This is a genomic window from Agromyces molybdatiresistens (assembly GCF_052748445.2).
On the sequence record NZ_CM188258.1, the window covers coordinates 2,750,080 to 2,771,034 of the forward strand.

Genomic DNA, 20,955 nt, shown 5'->3' on the forward strand with positions numbered 1-20,955 from the left:
TGAAGCAACCGAGTCGCAAGAGCGCCTACGAGGCTGTTTGGCTAAGTGCTGACCGCTTCGTCCGGGGCTTCCGCTCCCGGCCGCCGCGGCGACGTGTTCAAAGATACGCAGCACTCCGCCGCGATCACAAATCGGTCTCGGATCCCGCGCGTGTCGCGCCATCCGCTCGCCCGGGCCGGGGGCCCGGCCGGCCGGCCGAACCCCCGATCACGCGCCGATCGCGTGCGTCGATCACCCGAAGTGCTGCGGGTCGGGGCCGAGTCGGCCGGCCCGCTCGATCGCGGTGATGCGATCCATCTCACCCTCGGAGAGCGCGAAGTCGAGCACGTCGGAGTTCTCGGCCATGCGCTCGCGCCGGTTCGACTTGGGGAACACGATGAACCCGCGCTGCAGGTGCCAGCGGATGACGACCTGCGCCGGCGTCTTGCCGTGCGCCTCGGCCGCCTCGGTCACCTCGGGGAGCTCGAGCAGCGGGTACTTGCCCTGCCCGAGCGGGCCCCACGACTCGACGGCGATGCCGTGCTCGACCGCGAACTCGACCGCCTCCGGCTGCTGGTGCGCGGGGTGGAGCTCGATCTGGTCGACGGCCGGCACCACTTCGGTCTCGTCGAGGAGTCGCTGGAGGTGCGGGACCATGAAGTTGGAGACGCCGATCGACCGGGCACGGCCCGACTCCCGGATCTGCTCGAGCGCACGCCACGATTCGACGTAGCGGTCCTGCGCGGGAACCGGCCAGTGGATCAGGTAGAGATCGACGTACTCGAGCCCGAGCCGCTCGAGGCTGCCCTCGAAGGCGTCGAGGGCCGACTGCGTGCCCTGGTCGTCGTTCCAGAGCTTCGTCGTGACGTACAGCTCCTCCCGGGGCAGGCCCGACGCCGCGACGGCCCGGCCCACGCCCTCCTCGTTTCCGTAGATGCGCGCGGTGTCCAGGTGCCGGTAGCCGACCTCGAGGGCATCCGTGACGATGCGCTCGGTGTCCGCCGGCTCGACCTTGAACACCCCGAAGCCGAGCTGCGGGATCGAGTGCCCGTCGTTGAGTTGGACGCGAGGGACCTGGTTGGTCGAGATCTGGGTCATGTCGTCATGCAACACGGTTCGGCTCCGAGTTCCATCCCCTGTTCGCCGGGCGCGAACGGGCGGAGCCTCGAACGCGCGCACCACGCGAGCCCGGAACGTGCGCCCACCGGGCAACGCGCCCGCCCGCCGCTAGGATGGAGGGCTATGCCTGCGCCCGTCCCCGCCACAATCACGTACCCGGCCGACCTGCCGGTCAGCGGTCGACGCGACGACATCGCACGCGCCATCCGCGATCACCAGGTCGTCATCGTCGCGGGCGCGACGGGCTCGGGGAAGACGACGCAGCTGCCGAAGATCTGTCTCGAGCTGGGGCGCGAGTCGATCGCGCACACCCAGCCGCGCCGCATCGCGGCGCGCACGATCGCCGAGCGGGTCTCGGAGGAGCTCGGCGTCGAACTCGGCGACCTCGTCGGCTACCAGGTGCGCTTCACCGATCGCGCGAGCGCGGCCACGCGCATCAAGGTCATGACCGACGGCATCCTGCTCAACGAGATCCACCGCGATCGCGACCTCCGCCGCTACGACACGATCATCATCGACGAGGCGCACGAGCGCAGCCTGAACATCGACTTCCTGCTCGGGTACCTGAAGCGCCTCCTCCCGCGCCGTCCGGACCTGCGCGTGATCATCACGAGCGCGACCATCGACCCCGAGAGCTTCGCCGCGCACTTCGCGGACGGCGCGGGCGTCCCCGCCCCGATCATCGAGGTGTCCGGCCGCACCTACCCGGTCGAGGTCCGCTACCGGCCGCTCGTCGCCGAGTCGGCCGGCTCGGGCGGAACCGACGAGGCCGACGACGAGGGCGCGGCCGCCGAGGATCGCGACATCCAGCGCGGCATCCTGGACGCCCTCGACGAGCTGGGGCGCGAGGCGCCGGGCGACGTGCTCGTGTTCCTCTCCGGCGAGAGCGAGATCCGCGACGCCGAGGTCGCCGTGCGCGTGCACGCGGCGCGGCGCGGCGCGGCGGACCTGACCGAGGTGCTCCCCCTCTACGGTCGCCTGTCCTCGGCCGACCAGCACCGCGTATTCGAGCCGTCGAAGGTCGCGGGGCTCCGGCGCCGGGTGGTCCTCGCGACGAACGTCGCCGAGACGAGCCTGACGGTGCCCGGCATCCGGTACGTCGTCGACGCCGGCACGGCGCGCATCAGCCGCTACTCGGTGCGCTCGAAGGTGCAGCGCCTGCCGATCGAGCCGATCTCGCAGGCCTCGGCCTCCCAGCGCTCGGGCCGGTCGGGCCGGACGAGCGACGGCATCGCCATCCGCCTCTACTCGGAGGACGACTTCGACCGGCGCCCGGAGTTCACGGACCCCGAGATCCTGCGGACGAACCTCGCGGCGGTCATCCTGCAGATGGCCTCGCTCGGACTGGGCGCGGTCGAGGACTTCCCGTTCCTCACGCCGCCCGATGCGCGCGGCATCCGCGACGGCGTCGACCTGCTGCGCGAGCTGGGGGCGATCGACGAGGTGGATGCCGCGGGCGGCCCGCAGCTCACCCGGATCGGGCGTCAGCTGGCCCGGCTGCCGATCGAGCCGAGGTTCGCGCGCATGGTGCTCGAGTCGAAGGCGCAGGGCGTGAGCCGCGAGGTGCTGGCGATCGTCGCGGGCCTCACGATCCAGGACCCGCGGGAGCGCCCGCTCGAGCGCCGCGAGCAGGCCGACGCCATGCACACGCGGTTCGTCGACCCGACGAGCGACTTCCTGACCCTCCTGAACCTCTGGAACCACCTCGAGGAGCAGCAGCGCGAGCTCTCCGGCAGTGCGTTCCGTCGCATGTGCCGCACCGAGTTCCTCAACTACCTCCGGGTGCGCGAGTGGCAGGACCTGTACCGCCAGCTCGTCCGGCTCGCGAAGCCGCTCGGCCTGCACGTGGCGACGACGGCGGGTGCTCCGAACCCGGACGGCATCCACCGCTCGCTGCTCGCGGGCCTGCTGTCGCAGATCGGCATCCGCGACGACAGCCGCACCTCGAGCGGCCGCGGCGGCGCCGGCGCCCAGCGGGAGTCGGAGCGACGCGGACGCCGCCAACAGGCGGAGTTCGCGGGAGCGCGCAACGCGCGATTCGTCGTGTTCCCGGGCTCGGCACTCGCGAAGAAGCCCCCGGCCGCGATCATGGCCGCCGAGCTCGTCGAGACGAGCCGCCTGTTCGCGCGCACGGCCGCCGCGATCGACCCGGCATGGGCCGAGCAGCTCGCCGGGCCGCTCGCGAAGCGCTCGTACTCGTCGCCGCGCTGGGAGCGTCGTCAGGGGTCGGCGGTCGCCGACGAGAAGGTGCTGCTCTTCGGCGTGCCGATCATCCCGAAGCGGCGCATACAGCTCGCCCGGGTCGACGCAGCGCTCGCGCGCGAGCTCTTCATCCGCCACGCCCTCGTCGAGGAGGACTGGGACTGGAACCGGCTCGACGGGAAGGTCTACGGGTTCATCCGCCGGAACCGGGAACTGCGGCGCGAACTCGGCGAGCTCGAGGAGCGGACGCGCCGGCGCGACGTGCTCGCGGGCGATGAGGCGGTCGTCTCGTTCTACGAGGCGCGAGTGCCGGCGGATGCCACGGACGCCCGCGCGTTCGAGCGCTGGTGGCGCGCCGAGCACCGGGCGCGTCCCGACCTGCTGACGATGACGAAGGCCGACCTCCTCGGCGTCGACGAGGTGACGGCCGACGGCGGGCTCCCCGACCGGTGGCGCCAGGGCGACCAGAACCTGACGCTGCGCTACCGGTTCGAGCCCGGCGCCGACGACGACGGCGTGACCGTGCAGGTGCCGCTCGTGCTCCTCCCCCGCCTCGAGCCGACCGGGTTCGACTGGCAGGTGCCGGGGTTCCGCGACGAGCTCATCACCGCGATGCTGCGGACGCTGCCGAAGGTGCTCCGGCGCCAGGTCGTCCCGGCCGCCGAGTGGGCGGCGAAGATCGCCGCCGAGCTGCCGGCGGGGCCGGAGTCGGGCGAGGCGCGAGCGCCATTCGCCGAGACCGTGGCCGGCGTGATCAAGCGCTTCACGTACGCCCCGGTGACCGCCGATGACTTCGACCTCGAGCGAGTGCCGCCGCACCTGCGCGTCACGTTCCGCGCGGTCGACGAGCGCGGACGACCGGTGGGCGAGGACAAGGACCTCGGCGCGCTGCAGGCGCGCCTCGCCGAGCGCGCGGGTCGGGCGGTCGCCTCGACGTTCGCCGGCGCACCCGCCGGGCGGCGCGGTCGAGGCGAGGCGGATGCCGCGGGGCCGGCGTCCGCCGTCGGCGCGACGGACCGCGACGGCCACGATCCCTCGCGCGGCAACGGGACGAACGGCGAGGCCGGCACCGGGCGCCCCGCCGGGCCGGGCGGCGCGGGCGATCGCGCGGCGCGCGACGGGCGGGCCGCAGCCGCGGCCTTCGCCGAGCGCTCCGGTCTCACGACCTGGGACTGGGACGAGCTCCCGTCCCACGTCGACACCCGGCAGGCGGGCAACGTCGTCCGCGCGTACCCCGCCCTCGTCGACGAGGGCGCGTCGGTGGCCCTGCGCCTCGTCCCGACCGATGACGAGCGCGATCGCGCGTCGCGCCGGGGCATCCGTCGCCTGCTCGTCCTCGCGACGCCCACGCCCGTGGCCTACGTGCAGGAGCACCTGTCGAACCAGGAGAAGCTCGCGCTCGCGTCGAGCGCCTACGCCGGCCCGCGCGCGCTCCTGGACGACTGCCTGGCTGCCGTGGTCGACTCGGAGCTCGCCGCGCGCCATCCGGACGGACTCGTGCGCACGCGGGCCGAGTTCGAGGCCGTCCGCGACGCGGTCTCGGCGCACGTCGTGGACCGGATGTTCGAGACCGTCGGGCTGGTGTCGAAGATCCTGGTGGCGGCGCGCGAGGCCGACCGCGCGATCGCGAAGGCGTCGAGCCTGCAGCTCATGGCGGCGCTCGCCGACGCCCGCTCGCAGCTCGAGTCCCTCGTCCCGCCGGGCTTCGTGTCGGCGACCGGACTCGACCGGTTGCGGCACCTGCCCCGCTACCTCGAGGCGATCACCTTCCGCGTTCGCCGGATGCAGGAGAACCCGGGTCGCGACCGCCAGCTCGTGACCGAGTTCGACCAGGCGCGCAGCGCCTACGGGAAGGCCGGCGGCACGTTCCCGATCGATCGCGAGGCCGACGAGCGCCTGGTGCGCGTGCGCTGGATGCTCGAGGAGCTCCGCGTCGGGCTCTTCGCCCAAGAGCTGCGCACCGCCGAGACCGTGTCGGTGAAGCGGGTCCTCAGGGCGTTGGCCGAGTGATCGCCGCCAGCCGCGCGGCGTAGCCCGGCTCGAGCTCGGCGAAGCGGGCGTCCCACCGGGCACGATCCTTCGGCGCGAGCGGGTCCGCGAGGTGCCAGCCGAGGCTCTCGAGATACGTGTGCCAGCCGGGCCCGTAGTCGGCGCGGATGACGTGCTCGTGCCGCAGATGCAGCCGCGTGCGTTCGCCGTCGACGGGCTCGAGGCGCACGGTGAGCACCGTGGGCGCCTCGCCGACCACGGTCCACGTCGTCGTGAACCCGTTCGGCCGGTCGCACGCGACGACCTCGCCGTCGCAGTAGACGTCGCCGTCGCGCGTGAGCGCCTGCCAGCGCCCGCCGGGGCGGAAGTCGCCGCGGTAGGCCGCCATCCATCGGGCGAGCCGTCCGGGGGTGGTGATCGCCTCCCACAGGTCGTCGGGGTCGGTGTCGTAGACGTCGTCGAAGCGCAGCTCGAAGCCGGGCTCGTCGGGCAGGATGTCACCGGTCACGGCCATCATGCGCGTTTCCGTCGGGCGCGCCGTCCGCGCGCGATCTCGGTGTGCAGGGCGTGGAGGCGCTGCGCCCACACCCGGCGGTAGCGCTCGAGGGCGGCGGATGCCTCGTCGAGCCCGGTCGGCTCGAGCGCGTAGATGCGGCGCGCGCCCTCGGCGCGGACGCTCGCGAACCCGTGTTCGCGCAGGATGCGCAGGTGCCGCGACACGGCCGGCTGCGTGATGCCGAACTCGGCCGCGACGACGTCGACGACGGCGCCCGCCGGTCGCTCGCCGTCGGCCAGGAGGTCGAGGATGCGGCGGCGCACCGGGTCGCCGAGGACGTCGAACGCGTGCACGGCGACATCCTATCAGTTCATCGTTATATATGGAAGGACTGATACCTTCGGCGTGGCCGAGCCCGCGGCATCCGCGTCGATAGGATCGAGCCACCGTGGCCGGCTACACAGATCTCCTCAGGACCAAGGGCGTCGCTCGCATCATCGCCGCCCAGCTGACGGCACGGTTCCCGTCGGGCATGCTCTCGCTCGCCTTCCTGCTGCACGTCGAGCAGCAGACCGGCTCGTACGGCGCCGCCGGGCTCGTGCTGGCCGCCACCTCGATCGGCCAGGCCATCGCCGGGCCCATGACGAGCCGCCTCATGGGCCGGTTCGGCATGCGACCGGTGCTCATCCTCACGCTCATCGTGTGCGTGGCGTCCGTCGTCGCGATCGGCGTGCTGCCGCTCACCGTGCCCCTCTACATGGCCATCGGATTCGTCTGCGGCCTCGCGACCCCACCGGTGCAGCCGGCCGTGCGCACCATCTACCCCAAGATGGTCAACTCGCGGCAGCTCACGCCGCTGTTCTCGCTCGACGCCTCGGCGCAGGAGATCATCTGGGTCGTCGGCCCCGTCGTCACGACGTTCGTCTCGACGCAGATCGGCACGGTGTGGGGCATTCTGCTCGCCGCAGTGCTCATGGTCGTCGGCGGGATCTGGTTCATCTCCTCCCCCGAACTCGGCCGCGTGCGCATCCCGCGCTCGAAGCGCGCCTTCGGGAAGGTGCTCCTGCGCCCGCCGGTCATGCTCGCGACGATCGTCGGCTTCCTCCTCATCGGCGCGTGCGCCGCGATCGAGGCGGGCGTCGTCGCCGCGTTCGGACACGACGGCGCCGACGCCGGCATCGTGCTCGCGATCTTCTCGATCGGCAGCCTGGCCGGCGGACTGGGCCTGGGGCACGTCCCGATCGGGCCGTGGTCGACGGCCCGGCGCATGTTCATCGTCTTCGCGGGCACCGCGCTCGCGGCGTTCTCGATGGACTTCTGGTGGCTCGCGATCACCCTGTTCATCGCCGGCATCGGCATCGCTCCCGCGCTCGCGGTGCTGTTCGCGATCGTCTCGGCGAGCGTGAAGTTCTCCGACACCGCCGAGGCGTACGGATGGGTCGGCACCGGGCAGCTCATCGGCGCCGCGCTCGGCTCCGCGCTCGCCGGCTTCCTCATCGACGGCTACGACGCGGTCGGCGCGTTCTGGGCGGCGACCGTCCTCGCGTTCCTCGGATTCCTCGTGCCCGCGCTGGCGCGGCGATGGCACCCCGACCTGCGCGGCCGCGACGCGAGCCCGATCCCCGACACCGAGCCGGTCGCGATCACGCCCAGCTGACCCGACCGACCCGACCGACCCGGAGCCGTCGAGCTCCCGACGAAAGGCGAACGGATGTCGCATCCGCCCCTCGCACCGATGATCCCCCTCGCCGACGGACGAGCCGTCCCGCAGGTCGGCTACGGCATGTACAAGGTGCCCGCGGCGGATGCCGCGCGGCTGGCGGTCACCGCCATCGGACTCGGGTACCGCCACCTCGACACCGCGGCCCTCTACGGCAACGAGGCCGAGGCCGGCGCCGCGGTCCGCGAGTGCGGCCTGCCGCGTGACGAGGTCTTCGTCACCAGCAAGGTCTGGAACGACGACCACGGCTACGACGAGACCCTCGCCGCGTTCGACGCGGCGATGGTCCGATTCGGACTCGACCGCCTCGACCTCTTCCTCATCCACTGGCCCGTGCCGTCGCGCGACCGCTACGTCGACACGTGGCGGGCGCTCGTGCGCCTGCGCGACGAGGGGCGCGTGAACTCGATCGGCGTCTCCAACTTCCACGCGCACCACCTCGAGCGGATCATCGACGAGACCGGCGTCGCGCCCGTCGTCAACCAGGTCGAGCTGCACCCGTGGCTGCCGCAGCGCGAGCTCCGGGCGTTCCACGAGCGCGTCGGCATCCGCACCGAGGCATGGTCGCCGCTCGCGCGCGGGCGACTGCTCGGAGACCCCGTGCTCGCCCCGATCGCCGCGAAGCACGGCCGCTCGATCGCGCAGGTCGTGCTCGCGTGGCACGTCGCGCAGGGCACCATCGTGATCCCGAAGGCGTCGAGCCCCGAACGCATCGCCGAGAACCTCGACGTCTTCTCCTTCCGGCTCGACGACGACGACGTCGCGGCCATCGCGACCCTCGAGTCCGGCGAGCGCACGGGCCGGGACCCCGACGACGACTGATCCATCGAACGATGGACGGCGTGGCACCCGCGCCGCCGTTATGGTGACCGGATGCGGGCGGTCGTCATCGGAAGCGGGTTCGGGGGCCTGGCCGCGGCGATCCGCCTTGCGGCGGCGGGACACGAGGTCACGGTGCTCGAGCAGCGTGAGCGCATCGGCGGGCGGGCCTACCTCTACGAGCTCGACGGATACCGGTTCGACGGGGGCCCGACGGTCCTGACCGCTCCGTTCATGTTCGAGGAGCTGTTCGCCCTCGCCGGCGAGCGGCTCGAGGACCACGTCCGGCTGGTGCCGCTCGATCCGTTCTACCGCGCATTCGACGCGGACGGCGCCTCCTTCGACTTCCACGCCGATCCCGAGCGGATGCGCCAGGAGATCGCGCGCCGGAGCCCCGACGACGAGCGGGGCTACGTCCGGCTCAGCGGACGCATCAGTCGCATCTTCGACGCCTTCTACCCCTACACCGAGCGCCCCATGATGCAGCTGCACGTGATGCTGCGCATGCTCCCGTTCCTGCTGCGCCATCGCGCGGCCCTCGGCGTGCAACGCCTCGTCGACGGCTGCGTGCGGGACCCCTTCCTCCGGCGCGCCCTCGCGTTCCATCCGCTCCTCATCGGCGGTCATCCGGCCCGCACGCCCGCCCTGTACTCGCTCATCGTCGAGTTCGAGCGCCGCTGGGGCGTGCACTACGCGGTCGGCGGAACCGCCGCGATCGTCGATGCACTCGGTGCGCTGCTCGAACGGCTGGGCGGGCGCATCGAGTGCGGTACCGCGGTGGAGCGCATCCTGGTGCGATCGGGCCGCGTGACCGGCGTCCGGCTCGAGGACGGCAGCGAGCGGCACGCCGACGTCGTCGTCTCCAACGCCGATCCGGCCTACACCGCCGAACGGCTGCTCGGTCGGTCGCGGGGCCGTGCGGGTCCTCCGGCGGGGCGACCGAGCATGTCGCTGCACGTGCTCTACCTGGGCGCCGACCGGACCTGGCCCGCGACGCCGCTCGCCCATCACAACCTGTTCCTGACGGGCGACTCCCGTCGCGTGCTCGGCCGCGTGTTCCCCCGCTCGAGGAGGGCGCGGGCCCGGGCGGCCCGGCCGCTGAGCGGAGACGACCTGTTCCTCTACGTCCACCTGCCGACGCGGACCGACCCCACGGTGGCGCCCGAGGGATGCGAGGCGATGTACGTGCTCGTCGCAGCTCCGCCGCTCGCCGACGGCGAGACCGTGCCCGCGTCGGAGGCCCGGCGCATCCGCGACCTCGTGATCGAGACGCTCGACCGCCGGTACCTGCCGGGGCTCGCCGCGCACCTGGCGGTCGAGCACGCGATCGGTCCCGAGCACTTCCGAGACGTGCTGAACACCCCGCACGGCGCCGCGTTCTCGCTGCAGCCGACGCTCTTCCAGTCCGGGTGGTTCCGCCCGCACAATCGATCGGCACGGGTCGACGGCCTGTACCTGGTGGGGGCGGGCACCCACCCCGGAGCCGGCATCCCGGCGGTTCTGGCATCGGGCAAGATCGCGGCCGACCTCATCCGGCGTGGCGAACGGACGTCGCGCAGGGTGCCGGCGACGGACCGACCGATCGACGCGGAGGTGCGATGACGGCGGACTACGCGATCCACGGCTTCGGCGAGAGCCCGGAGGTCGCACTCGACGACGTCCCGGTCGACGGGGTCCTGCCCCGCTGGCTCACGGGATCGCTGCTCCGCAACGGTCCCGGCACGTTCCGGGTCGGTTCCCAGCGGTACCGCCACTGGTTCGACGGGCTCGCGATGCTGCATCGCTTCACGATCCACGAGGGCCGCGTCTCCTACGCCAATCGCTTCCTCGAGACCGAGTCCTACCGCATCGCTCGCGACGAGGGCCGCATCGCCTACCCCGAGTTCGCCACCGATCCGTGCCGGTCGCTGTTCGCACGGGCCATGGCGGTGTTCGACCCGCAGGTCACCGACAGCGCGAAGGTGAACATCGCCCGCGTCGCCGAGCACTTCCTCGCGCTCGCCGAGACGCCGATCCAGGTCGAGTTCGACCCCGAGACGCTCCGGACCGTGGGCGTGGCCGGGTGGGACCGGTCGGACTTCGGGCGGATGACGACGGTCCATCCGCACGTCGACGAGGCGCGTCACGAGGCGATCAACCTCGTGACCAGGTACGGCGCCGTGAGCACCTACGCCTTCCGCCGGGTGGACACGCGCGATCCCGGACTGCTGCGAGGCGAGACCGTCGCCTCGCGCGAGGTGCGCGAGCCGTCCTACATCCACTCCTTCGGCATGTCGGAGCGGTACCTGGTCCTGGTCGAGTTCCCCCTCGTGGTCAATCCGATCTCGCTCCTGCTGTGGCTGCGCCCGTACATCGAGAACTTCCGCTGGAAGCCGGAGCGCGGGACCCGGATCCACGTGTTCGACCGCGCGACGGGCGATCACGTCCGGTCGGCCACGGCCGACCCGTTCTTCGCGTTCCATCACGTGAACGCCCACGATGACGGCGACGAGGTCGTCGTCGACCTCGTCGCCTACGACGACGCGTCCGTGATCGAGTCGTTCTACCTGCATCGGCTCTCCGACCCCGACGTGCGGATCCCTCCGGGCACGCTCCGACGCCTCCGGGTCCCGTTGCACGGCGCCGACGAGCGCCTGCGCGCGGACGAGCTCTCCCCGACCGGCCTCGAGCTGCCGAACGTCGACTACGCCCGGCGCAACACGAGCCCCGCCCTGCGCTACGTGTACGGCGTCGGAGTGCGGGACGGGCGCGGGTTCTACGACCAGCTCGTCAAGATCGACATCGCGGGAGGTGCGACGGCGACCTGGCACGAGCCCGGCTGCCACCCGGGCGAGGGCGTCTTCGTCGGGCGCCCCGGCCGCGACGCCGAGGACGACGGCGTCGTCCTCTCCGTGGTGCTCGACGCCGCGCGTGGAACCTCGTTCCTGCTGGTGCTCGACGCCGGGTCGTTCACCGAGGTCGCGCGAGCCCGCCTTCCGCATCCGGTGCTGCTCGGCTACCACGGCCAGTTCTACGACCCCCCGGCCGTTCGGCGCGGCGCGCGGAAGGGGACGAGCGCAACCCGATCGTGACCGGACTTCCAGCCCGGACCCAGACAACGGCCCGTGCCCGAACGCTACCGTGACGGCATGACCAGCCGACGGCTCCGACTCGCAGGCCTCGCCGCCCTCTCCGCGATCCTCCTCACGGGCTGCAGCATGGGCTCGACGGGATCCGACAGCGAGATGGGCGAACCAGACGTCGGTGTCGAGGCGCCGGCCGACGGCGGCGTCGCGCCGCGCGACGAGGAGCCGTTCACCGAGGACGAGCAGGCGGGCTCGATCGACGAGGACCGGAGCGTCGTCACGACCGGCTGGATGGCGGTCACCGTCGACGATCCGATCGACGCGGCCGCCGAGGTCGCCGCGCTCGTGACCGGAGCGGACGGACGCATCGACTCCCGCACCGAGACGCCGGGCACCGACACCCAGCAGGCGCGGGCGACGCTCGTGGTCCGCATCCCGGCGGCCCGGTTCGAGGACGTGCTCGCCGACCTCCGGGAGCTCGGAGACGTCGACTCGGTCCAGCTCGACGCGACCGACGTGACCGAGCAGACGCAGGACCTCGACTCTCGCATCGGCTCACTGCAGACCTCGATCGACCGCCTCCGCGCGCTCCTCGCCGAGGCCGACGACGTGGGCGACCTCATCGCGATCGAGTCCGAGCTCACGGCCCGTCAGTCCGAGCTCGACTCCCTGGCGACCCGGCGCGACCAGCTGGCCGACCAGGTGGCCTACTCGACGCTGACGGTCGAGCTGCTCTCCGAGGGGCTCGCACCCGAGGCCGGCCCCGACGACTTCTGGAGCGGTCTCGCCGCGGGATGGAACGCGCTGACGACCTTCGTCTCCGGAGTGCTCGTCGTGATCGGCGTCATGCTGCCGTGGCTCGTGCTGCTCGCCGTGCTCGGGGCGATCGTCGTCGGGGTCATCCTGCTCGCGAACCGGGGCGGGCGCAGGCCTCCCGGCGGCGGCGACGGCGGCGGAGCGAGCGGCTCCACCGCCCCTGGGGATGCCGCGGGCGGAACCGGCGCCGGGCGCACCCCGAGCGGCACCGGCGGCCCGGCGTAGGCTGGCGCCGTGACCACCCAGACGACGCCGGAAACCCTGCTCGACGACGACCTGCTCACCCGGTTCCGCGAACGCGCGGTGCGCTACGACCGGGAGAACGCGTTCTTCGGCGACGACCTCGCCGAGCTGTCCGAACGAGGGTACCTGCGCGCGCTGGTCCCCGTCGATCTCGGCGGCCTCGGCTGGGGCCTCGCCGACGTGGTCCGGGCGCAGTCGCGACTCGCGACCGCCGCCCCTGCGACGGCCCTCGGCGTGAACATGCACCTCGTCTGGACGGGCGTCGCCCGGGTGCTGCACGACCGCGGCGACGACGGGCTCGACTTCGTGCTCGCCGAGGCGGCCGGCGGCGAGGTCTTCGCGTTCGGCATCAGCGAGGCCGGCAACGACCTCATGCTGTTCGGCTCGGGCACGGTCGCCGAACCGCAGCGCGACGGAAGCGTCCGCTACACCGGCCGGAAGATCTTCACCTCGCTCTCGCCCGCGTGGACGCGGCTCGGCGTGCACGGGCTCGACACCGCCTCGCCCGACGGGCCGAAGCTCGTCTACGGCTTCATCGACCGCGAGGACCCGGACGTGCGCACGCTCGACGACTGGGACACGATCGGCATGCGCGCCACGCAGAGCCGGACGACCGTGCTCGACGGCGCGGTCGCCGAACGCGCCCGCATCGTGCGCCGGCTCGACCCCGGCCCCAACCCCGACCCCTTCGTCTTCGCGATCTTCGCGTGCTTCGAGCTCTTCCTGAGCGCGGTGTACGCGGGCCTCGCCCAGCGGGCGCTCGACCTCGCCGTCGACGCCGCGCGCTCCCGGACCTCGGCGCGCACCGGACTCCCCCGCTCCGAGGATCCGGCGGTGCGCCGGCGGATCGCCGAGGCGGCGCTCGCGCTCGACGGCGTCGGCCCGCAGCTCTGGGCGCTCGCGACCGACGTCGCCACGGGCGTCGACCACGGCCCCTTCTGGTTCGCCAAGCTGTCCGGGGTCAAGGTCCGCACCGTCCAGACCGCGCGAGACGTCGTGGATGCGGCCGTGCGAGTCGCGGGCGGGGGCACGTACTTCGCGGGCGATGAGCTCGGCCGCCTCCAACGCGACGTCCTCGCGGGCGTCTTCCACCCGTCGAGCGACGACGGCGCGCTGAACACGATCGCCAACGCGTGGCTCGGTCCGGTGCGGGACTGACGGCACGACGAGGCGGCGCCCGTGCTCGCTAGACTGGCGCCGCGGCGCTCCGCCGCGTCCGAAGGAGGTCCCTCGTGAGCGTGTTCCCGTTCCTCGTCGCCATGGCGCTGTTCGTCTTCGGCATGTGGCTGTTCGGCATCGCCGACGCCGTGCCCGGTTTCGAGGCGCTCGTCTTCTTCGGCGGCATCGTCTGCGTGTCGCTCGCGCTCGCCATCCCGTTCAACGTCCTCGGCCGGCGCGAGTCCGGCGTCTGATGGCGCTGCCCGGCGCCGACACGATCGTCACCTATCCCGCAGGAGGACTCCGCACCGACGCCCGCGTCCTCGTCGTCGCCCCGTACGACGACCGCCTCGCCGTGATCACCGATCGCACGAGCATCCACCCGGTCGACGCCGCGTGGCCCGACCAGCCGGCGGATGCCGGCGTGCTCCGAGCCGACGGCCGCGAGTTCGCGATCCGCGACGCCGTCGTCGCGGCGACGGACGGCAGCGACCTGCACATCGGCGCCATCCCGGTGCGCCCCGGTACCGAGGGATGGGCGTTCCTCGTCGCACATCTCGTCGACGCCGACGCCGAGATCGGCGAGGGCGACGAGATCGAGCTCGAGGCGGATGCCGCGACCCGCCGCTCGCTCTCGATCGGCCACACCGCCTGCCACGCGGCATCGCTCGCGCTGAACCGCGCCCTCGCCGGCCGCTGGTCGAAGTCCGCCCGCGAGGATGCGCTCGGCGCGCCCGACTTCGACGGCATCGCGATCGCCTCCTCGCGGATCGAACCCTCAGGCTCGGTCGACCGCTACCGGCTCAACAAGTCGCTGCGCCGGGCCGGCTTCGACGCGACCGGGCTCGCCGACGCGCTCGACGAGCTCGCGGCATCCGTCGACGCGACGCTCGCCGAATGGGTCGGCGACGACGCGAAGGTGCGCATCGAACGAGTGGGCGATGACCTCACCGACCGCAGGACCTGGGTGTGCGAACTGCCCCACGCCTCGGCGCGGATCCCGTGTGGCGGCACGCACGTCGACTCGCTCGGCGAGCTCGGCGAGGTGCACGTCGCGTTCTCCGTCGACGACGACGGCGGCACGCCCGTCCTGACGATGACGACCCGCGCCGCGGCATCCGCCTGAACCGGGCTGCCGGCGCGGACCGGGAGTCGACGGGCTCCCGCCGATCCTGAGCGTTCCTCGGCCGCGAGCGGCTCCAGCGGGTCTAGCATGGCGAACGTGGGAATTCGCATCGAGAAGATCGACCTGCCCGGGATCGGCTTCCGCCACGACCTCGTGACCGAGAGCGGTCGACGCATCAGTGTGGTGTCGCACCGGGACGGTGAACGCGATCTCGGGGTCTTCGACGAGGACGACCCGGACGAGTGCCGCGACACGATCGCGCTGAGCGACGACGAGGCCGCCGCGCTCGCCGACGTCCTCGGCGCCTCCGTCATGCTCGCCCGCCTCACCAATCTCTCCGACGAGACGACGGGGCTGTTCACCGAGCAGATCGCACTGCCGACGGACTCGCCGTACCTGAACCACCCCCTCGGCGACACGAAGGCGCGCACGCGCACGCACTCGTCGATCGTGGCGATCATGCGCGACCGACAGGTGATCCCGTCTCCGACTCCGGCCGACGTCCTGCGCGCCGGCGACGTCATCGTCGCCGTCGGCACCCGAGACGGCCTCGACCGACTGGCCCGACTGCTCGCCAACGGCCCCGACTGACCGCGGGGGCCCGATGCACGAGACCACGCTGCTCCTCATCGAAGTCGGCGCGCTGCTCCTCGCCATGAGCCTCCTGGGGCGTCTCGCCATCCGCATCGGCCTCTCCCCGATCCCCTTCTACCTCCTGCTCGGCCTCGCGTTCGGCAACGGCGGGCTGCTCCCCTTCGAGGCGAGCGAGGAGTTCTTCGCCACCGGCGCCGAGATCGGCGTCATCCTGCTGCTCGCGCTCCTCGGCCTCGAGTACACCGCGGAGGAGCTCGTCATCGGCCTGCGCTCGTCACGCCGCGCGGGCATCCTCGACGCGGTGCTCAACGCGCTTCCCGGCGCGGCCGTCGCGCTGCTGCTCGGCTGGGGACCGATCGCCGCGGTCGCGCTCGCCGGCGTCACCTGGGTGTCGTCGTCGGGCGTGATCGCCAAGCTCCTGCGCGACCTCGGCCGGCTCTCCAACCGCGAGACCCCCGGGGTCCTGGCGATCCTCGTCATGGAGGACCTCGCGATGGCGTTCTACCTGCCGGTGCTCTCGGCGCTCGTCGTGGGGATGAGCCTGGTGCAGGGCGCGATCGGTGTGGCGATCGCGGTCACGATCGTCATCGTGATCCTCTTCGTCGCCCTGCGGCACGGCCACATCATCTCGCGCTTCTTCCCGGCAGAGCACGCGGAGCCGCTGCTCCTCGGCGTGCTCGGGCTCGTCATGCTCGTCGCGGGCCTCGCACAGGAGGTCAGCGTCTCGGCCGCGGTCGGTGCGTTCCTCGTCGGCATCGCGCTCTCGGGGCGGGTCGCCGCGAACGCGAGCGCCGTCCTCACGCCGCTGCGCGACCTGTTCGCCGCGATCTTCTTCGTGTTCTTCGGGCTCACGACCGACTCGTCGGCGATCGTCTCGATGCTCCTGCCTGCCGCGGCCCTCGCCGCGCTGACCATCCTCACGAAGCTCGTCTCGGGGGCGTACGCCGCGCGGCGCGCCGGCGTGGGCACGCTCGGCCAGTGGCGCGCCGGGCTGGTGCTCGCGCCGCGAGGCGAGTTCTCGATCGTCATCGCGGGACTCGCGGTGGGGTCGGGCATCGAGCCCGCGCTGGCGCCGCTCGCCACCGGCTACGTGCTCATCACGATCCTCGCCGGCAGCTTCCTGGCGCGGATGCCCGATGCGGCATGGTTCCGTACCGCGGTTCGGCGCAGGGCGGCCACGAAGACCGCACGCGTCGCGCCCGCGAAGCCCTAGCTCGGCCCGCAGAGCGGTCAGGCGCCGTCGGACGCCGCTCCCGAGGCATCCGCTTCGCCCGAGGCATCCGCTTCGCCCGAGGCATCCGCTTCGCCCACCTCATCCGCTTCGCCCGCCTCGTCGTCGGCGAGCAGTTCACGCACGCGAGGGACGACCTCGGTCGCGTAGAGCTCGATGGTGCGGAGCATCGCCTCGTGCGGCAGCGTGCCGTTCGAGTACTTGAGGTCGAACCGCTGCGCGTCGAGCGTGCGCATGGTGGCGGCGATCTTCTGCGCAACGGTCTCCGGCGAGCCCGCGTAGAGCGCGCCGTTCGGGCTCGACTCGCTCTCGAAGTGCTCACGGGTCACCGCGCCCCAGCCGCGCTCGCGGCCGATGCGGTTCATGATGACCTCGTAGTGCGGCCAGAGGGTCTCCAGCGCCTGCGCGTCGGTCTCGGCGACGATGCCCGGCGAGTGCACGGCGACCGGCTGCGGCTCGTGGCCGAACTGCGCGAGCGCCTTCCGGTAGAGCTCGGCGAGCGGAGCGAACCGCGCAGGGCTGCCGCCGATGATCGCGAGCACCAGCGGCAGTCCGTAGTGGGCCGCGCGCACGACGGACTCGGGGCTCCCGCCGACGCCGACCCAGGTGCGCAGGCCTCCGTGCTCGACCTTCGGGAAGACCTCCTGGTCGGTGAGCGACGCGCGCAGCTTGCCGGTCCAGGTGACGGGCTCCTGCGGCAGCAGCGCGGAGAAGAGGTTCAGCTTCTCCTCGAAGAGGTCCTGGTACTGGCTCAGGTCGTAGCCGAAGAGCGGGAAGGACTCGATGAAGGAGCCGCGGCCGAGGATGACCTCGGCACGACCGCCCGACACCGCATCGAGGGTCGCGAAGCGCTGGTACACCCGCACCGGGTCGTCGGAACTCAGGACCGTGACCGCCGAGCCGAGGTGGATCCGCTCCGTCCGGCCCGCGATCGCCGCGAGCACGACCTCCGGCGCCGAGATCGCGAACTCGTGCCGGTGGTGCTCCCCCACTCCGAAGAAGTCGAGGCCGAGGCGATCGGCGAGCTCCGCCTCCGCGACCACGTTGCGCAGCACCTGGGCCTGCGGCAGCGGCTCGCCGTCGGGGCCCAGGGTCACGTCGCCGAAGGTGTCGAGTCCGAATTCGTGGTGGCGCGTCATCCGCTGCTCCCCTGTTCGTGTGATCGATGCATGTGCATACACCTGATCGGAACCCCGTCTGCTGAGAGACTATTCCGTGGGGTTCGGGAATGCCCGCCCGACAGCGTGCGTTCCCGGAAGGAGACGGTGCCGGACGACCGGCGCCTGGTCGGCGCGTTCTGCGAGCCGCGCGCCGGGAGTGGAGGAGCGGACGTGACGGAACGACCGTCGATCGGCATCTTCGGCGCCGGCAAGGTGGGCACGGCGCTGGCCAGGCTGCTCGTCGAGTCCGGGTACGACGTCGCCCTCGCCGGGTCTCCCCGCCAGACCGCGCTCGCACTCCTCGTCTCGGTCGTCGCGCCCGGCGCACGGGTCGCCGAAGCCGCGCAGCTCGCCGCGGAGTCCGACGTGATCGTCGTCGCCGTGCCGTTCGGCAAGGCGGACACCGTGCCCTGGGCGGCATTCGACGGGAAGGTCGTCGTCGACGCCACCAACTACTGGCCGCCCGTCGACGGGCACATCCCCGAGGTCGACGCCGACGAGCGGACGACGAGTGAGATCCACGCCGCCCTGAACCCCGACGCACGCGTCGTGAAGTCGCTCAACCACCTCGGCTACCACGACATGGAGGACGACCCGATGCCGCCCGGCTCGCCGCTGCGACGCGCCATCGCCGTCGTCGGCGACGATGCGGCCGCGCGCGGAACGGTCGCCCGGATCATCGACGACCTGGGCTTCGACCCCGTCGACGGCGGAGCGCTCGGCAACGGCCGCGCGCTCGAGCCGGGACATCCGGCGTTCGGACGGGAACTCTCGGCCGCCGAGTTGGCGCGCCTGCTCGAGGCCGAACGCACGATCGCCGCCTGAGCCGACCCGCCGGATCAGGCCGAGGCGGGACCGTCGGGTTCGGGATCGATCGCACGGCGGGGCGGCGGTTCCCCCTCCGGCAGTCCGGTCCGGGCGCCCCCGTCGCGCGCCGCACGCTCGCCGTCGGTTCGGCCACCGACCTGTCGCTGGCGGAGGTCGACCACCCCGACGAGCAGGGCGACGACGAGCAGTGCGCCGACGGCCGCGATGCCGATCGCGTAGGCCTGGTGGAAGACGTCGATCCGCGGCTCGCCGCCCTGCTCGCGGAAGATCGTCGAGTAGAACAGCGAGAGCGCGACCGCAGTCCCGATCGCCGTCCCGATCCGCTGCCCGAGCTGGCCGACCGAGCCCGCGAGCCCGCCACGCATGATGGGGACCTCCGCGAGTGCGAGCACCTGGTTCGGCGCGATCACCAACCCTCCGCCGGCGCCGCCGATGAGCATGACCGCGGCCATGAACCACGGCGTGAGCTCGGGCGGCGTCGCGACGGCGACGAGGACGAGCAGCCCGAAGCCGATGAGGAGCAACACGAGCCCGGCGACGACGAGCGGGCGCCCCACGCGATTGACGAGGCGACCTCCGAGCCACGAGGTGTAGGCGCTCGTGAGGGCGAAGCCGATCGTGACCATCCCCGCGAAGACGGGCGCGAGGCCGAGCCCCTCCTGCAGGTACAGCGTCGTGAGCAGGAAGGAGGCGGGCATCGCGGCGAAGTACACCGTCGCGAGCAGCGTGCCGTTCCGGTACGAGCGGAGCGAGAACAGGTCGAGCGGCACGAGCGGTGCCCGGCCGGATGCCGCATACCGCCGCTCCCACCACAGGAAGCCCGCGAGCGCGATCGCGAACACCACCAGCGTCCACCACCGTGCCGGGTCGTCGTCGGGCGATCCGGTGGTGAGGAGGAACGGCCACATGAGCGACGCGACCGCGATCCCGAAGAGCACCACGCCGACCGGGTCGAGCGAGATGCGCCGGGTCTCGCCGACGGGTCGCCCCGGCAGCAGGCGTGCCGCGAAGGCGATCGCGATGAGCGCGAGCGGCACGTTCATCCAGAAGATCCCGCGCCAGCCGTCCTCCGGCCCGCCGATCGCGATCGCCAGACCGCCGAGGGTCGGGCCGAACGCCGTCGCGATGCCGATCGTCGCACCGAACAGGCCGAACGCGGCACCGCGCTCCGCCCCCTGGAAGAGCTGCTGGACGAGGCCGAGCACCTGCGGCATCTGGATGCCCGCGGCGACCCCCTGGAGGAGGCGGCCGACGAGCAGCACCGTCGCGTTCGGCGCGATCGCGCACACGAGGCTCGTGAGGGCGAAGAGGCTGAGCCCCACGATGAACATCGTCTTGCGCGAGCCCTGGTCGCCGATGCGGCCAGCGGGGACGAGGGTGAGCCCGAACGCCAGGACGAACCCCGAGACGAGCAGGCCGAGCTCGGTCGGACCGGCGCCCAGCGCCTCCTCGATCGAGGGCAGCGCCACGTTGACCTTCGTCAGGTCCATGATCGTGAGTGCGGCCACGCCCACGCACACCCAGTACGCGCGCCAGCGGTGGTGGTTCGCCTCGCGAACGGGAGGGTCTTGCGACATCCGCTCCAGCCTACGCCCGCCTCGGCGGCGCTCCGGGCACGCCGACGCACTCCGCTCGCCCGGGACCGCCCGTCCGACCGGCTACGGCTGCAGCCGCTCGACCCGCCATCCGGATGCCGCGGCTCCACGGTCGCGCGTGAACACGAGCCGATCGTGCAGCCGCGAGGTGCGTCCCTGCCAGAACTCCACGCGCCCCGGGTCCAGGCGGTAGCCGCCCCAGCGCTCGGGGCGCCGCACGTCGTCGACGCTCGCGTACTCCTCCTCGAGGTCGCGCACGCGGGCTTCGAGGTCCGCACGCGACCCGATCGGCTGCGACTGGCGGCTGGCGGTCGCCGCGATGCGCGACCCGTACGGCCGCGTCGCCCAGTAGGCATCCGACTCGTCGTCGCCGATCGGCACCACGTCGCCGCCGACGATGACCTGGCGATGGATGAGGTACCACGGGAACAGGAGGGTCGCCCTCGGATTCGCCGCGAGGGCCCGGCCCTTCCGCGACGAGCGATCCGTGTAGAACACGAACCCGCGATCGTCCACCCCGCGGAGCAGGACCGTGCGACTCGACGGCGTCCCCTCCGGGTCGATCGTGCCGAGCACCATGGCGTTGGGCTCGTACACCCCGCGCTCATCGGCCTCGGCCAACCACCGGCCGAACTGCACGAACGGATCGGCCGCGACCTGCGACTCGTCGAGCTGCTCCTCGCCGTAGTCCTTGCGCCGGGTCAGCGCGTGTGCGACCCCCCGGTCGATCCGGTCGGGGTCGATCGCGTCGCTCATGCCACCAGCGTACGAGGGAACGACGAAGCCCCCGGGATCCGAACGGATTCCGGGGGCTT

General features: G+C 72.5%; 18 protein-coding genes. 12 read left to right on the forward strand and 6 right to left on the reverse strand.

Going from position 1 to position 20,955, the window contains the following annotated elements; translation table 11 throughout:
• Nucleotides 1–231 precede the first annotated feature (231 nt).
• The gene (locus tag ACULK2_RS12645) at nt 232–1,077 is read right to left on the reverse strand and encodes an aldo/keto reductase (protein ID WP_445968226.1); all 846 of its coding nucleotides are present in this window, start codon (nt 1,075–1,077) and stop codon (nt 232–234) included.
• Between the two features lie 144 nt (nt 1,078–1,221).
• Here ACULK2_RS12645 and hrpA point away from each other — a divergent pair, with 144 nt between their 5' ends.
• Nucleotides 1,222–5,310: an ATP-dependent RNA helicase HrpA gene (hrpA, locus tag ACULK2_RS12650; RefSeq protein ID WP_445968227.1), complete on the forward strand. Its 4,089-nt coding sequence runs from the start codon at nt 1,222–1,224 to the stop codon at nt 5,308–5,310.
• Here hrpA and ACULK2_RS12655 read toward each other — a convergent pair.
• Both ACULK2_RS12655 and ACULK2_RS12660 read right to left on the reverse strand, forming a co-directional pair.
• The gene (locus ACULK2_RS12655) at nt 5,291–5,806 is read right to left on the reverse strand and encodes an SRPBCC domain-containing protein (protein WP_445968228.1); all 516 of its coding nucleotides are present in this window, start codon (nt 5,804–5,806) and stop codon (nt 5,291–5,293) included. The two genes, hrpA and ACULK2_RS12655, sit on opposite strands and share 20 nt — an antisense overlap.
• Nucleotides 5,803–6,138: an ArsR/SmtB family transcription factor gene (locus ACULK2_RS12660; protein ID WP_445968229.1), complete on the reverse strand. Its 336-nt coding sequence runs from the start codon at nt 6,136–6,138 to the stop codon at nt 5,803–5,805. The genes ACULK2_RS12655 and ACULK2_RS12660 overlap by 4 nt, the downstream gene beginning before the upstream one ends.
• Nucleotides 6,139–6,233: 95 nt before the next feature.
• Here ACULK2_RS12660 and ACULK2_RS12665 point away from each other — a divergent pair, with 95 nt between their 5' ends.
• The 10 genes from ACULK2_RS12665 to ACULK2_RS12710 all read left to right on the forward strand — a co-directional run bounded on the left by ACULK2_RS12665 (nt 6,234) and on the right by ACULK2_RS12710 (nt 16,539).
• Nucleotides 6,234–7,442: an MFS transporter gene (locus tag ACULK2_RS12665; RefSeq protein WP_445968230.1), complete on the forward strand. Its 1,209-nt coding sequence runs from the start codon at nt 6,234–6,236 to the stop codon at nt 7,440–7,442.
• Nucleotides 7,443–7,496: 54 nt separating this feature from the next.
• Nucleotides 7,497–8,327: an aldo/keto reductase gene (locus ACULK2_RS12670; RefSeq protein ID WP_445968231.1), complete on the forward strand. Its 831-nt coding sequence runs from the start codon at nt 7,497–7,499 to the stop codon at nt 8,325–8,327.
• A gap of 51 nt (nt 8,328–8,378) precedes the next feature.
• Nucleotides 8,379–9,926, forward strand: a complete 1,548-nt coding sequence (gene crtI / locus ACULK2_RS12675) for a phytoene desaturase family protein (protein WP_445968232.1) — start codon at nt 8,379–8,381, stop codon at nt 9,924–9,926.
• A complete protein-coding gene (locus ACULK2_RS12680; protein ID WP_445968233.1) occupies nt 9,923–11,395 on the forward strand; it encodes a carotenoid oxygenase family protein in 1,473 nt (490 codons plus the stop codon). Before crtI ends, ACULK2_RS12680 begins: the two co-directional genes overlap by 4 nt.
• Before the next feature lie 57 nt (nt 11,396–11,452).
• A complete protein-coding gene (locus tag ACULK2_RS12685; RefSeq protein ID WP_445968234.1) occupies nt 11,453–12,430 on the forward strand; it encodes a DUF4349 domain-containing protein in 978 nt (325 codons plus the stop codon).
• Between the two features lie 9 nt (nt 12,431–12,439).
• Nucleotides 12,440–13,606, forward strand: coding sequence for an acyl-CoA dehydrogenase family protein (locus ACULK2_RS12690; RefSeq protein WP_445968235.1), 1,167 nt, complete (start codon nt 12,440–12,442; stop codon nt 13,604–13,606).
• 74 nt (nt 13,607–13,680) lie between these two features.
• On the forward strand, nt 13,681–13,860 hold the full coding sequence (locus ACULK2_RS12695; protein ID WP_445968236.1) for a hypothetical protein: 180 nt from the start codon (nt 13,681–13,683) through the stop codon (nt 13,858–13,860).
• Nucleotides 13,860–14,732 carry an alanyl-tRNA editing protein gene (locus tag ACULK2_RS12700; protein WP_445968237.1) on the forward strand — a complete coding sequence of 291 codons (873 nt, stop codon included), beginning with the start codon at nt 13,860–13,862 and terminating at the stop codon, nt 14,730–14,732. Before ACULK2_RS12695 ends, ACULK2_RS12700 begins: the two co-directional genes overlap by 1 nt.
• A 96-nt stretch (nt 14,733–14,828) precedes the next feature.
• Nucleotides 14,829–15,323, forward strand: coding sequence for a cation:proton antiporter regulatory subunit (locus ACULK2_RS12705; RefSeq protein WP_445968238.1), 495 nt, complete (start codon nt 14,829–14,831; stop codon nt 15,321–15,323).
• A 13-nt stretch (nt 15,324–15,336) separates the two neighbouring features.
• Nucleotides 15,337–16,539: a cation:proton antiporter gene (locus ACULK2_RS12710; RefSeq protein ID WP_445968239.1), complete on the forward strand. Its 1,203-nt coding sequence runs from the start codon at nt 15,337–15,339 to the stop codon at nt 16,537–16,539.
• A 17-nt stretch (nt 16,540–16,556) separates the two neighbouring features.
• On the opposite strand, the gene ACULK2_RS12715 is transcribed toward ACULK2_RS12710, so the two are convergent.
• Entirely contained in the window at nt 16,557–17,696 is a 1,140-nt protein-coding gene (locus ACULK2_RS12715; RefSeq protein ID WP_445968240.1) for an LLM class flavin-dependent oxidoreductase, read from the reverse strand.
• 192 nt (nt 17,697–17,888) lie between these two features.
• On the opposite strand from ACULK2_RS12715, the gene ACULK2_RS12720 reads away from it, so the two are divergent.
• Nucleotides 17,889–18,542 (forward strand): NADPH-dependent F420 reductase, encoded by a 654-nt coding sequence (locus tag ACULK2_RS12720; RefSeq protein ID WP_445968241.1) that lies wholly within the window; start codon nt 17,889–17,891, stop codon nt 18,540–18,542.
• A 14-nt stretch (nt 18,543–18,556) separates the two neighbouring features.
• Here the strand turns inward: ACULK2_RS12720 and ACULK2_RS12725 are convergent, their stop codons facing one another.
• Nucleotides 18,557–20,122 carry an MFS transporter gene (locus ACULK2_RS12725; RefSeq protein WP_445968242.1) on the reverse strand — a complete coding sequence of 522 codons (1,566 nt, stop codon included), beginning with the start codon at nt 20,120–20,122 and terminating at the stop codon, nt 18,557–18,559.
• 81 nt (nt 20,123–20,203) lie between these two features.
• A complete protein-coding gene (gene pdxH, locus ACULK2_RS12730) occupies nt 20,204–20,896 on the reverse strand; it encodes a pyridoxamine 5'-phosphate oxidase (protein WP_445968243.1) in 693 nt (230 codons plus the stop codon).
• Nucleotides 20,897–20,955: the final 59 nt, after the last annotated feature.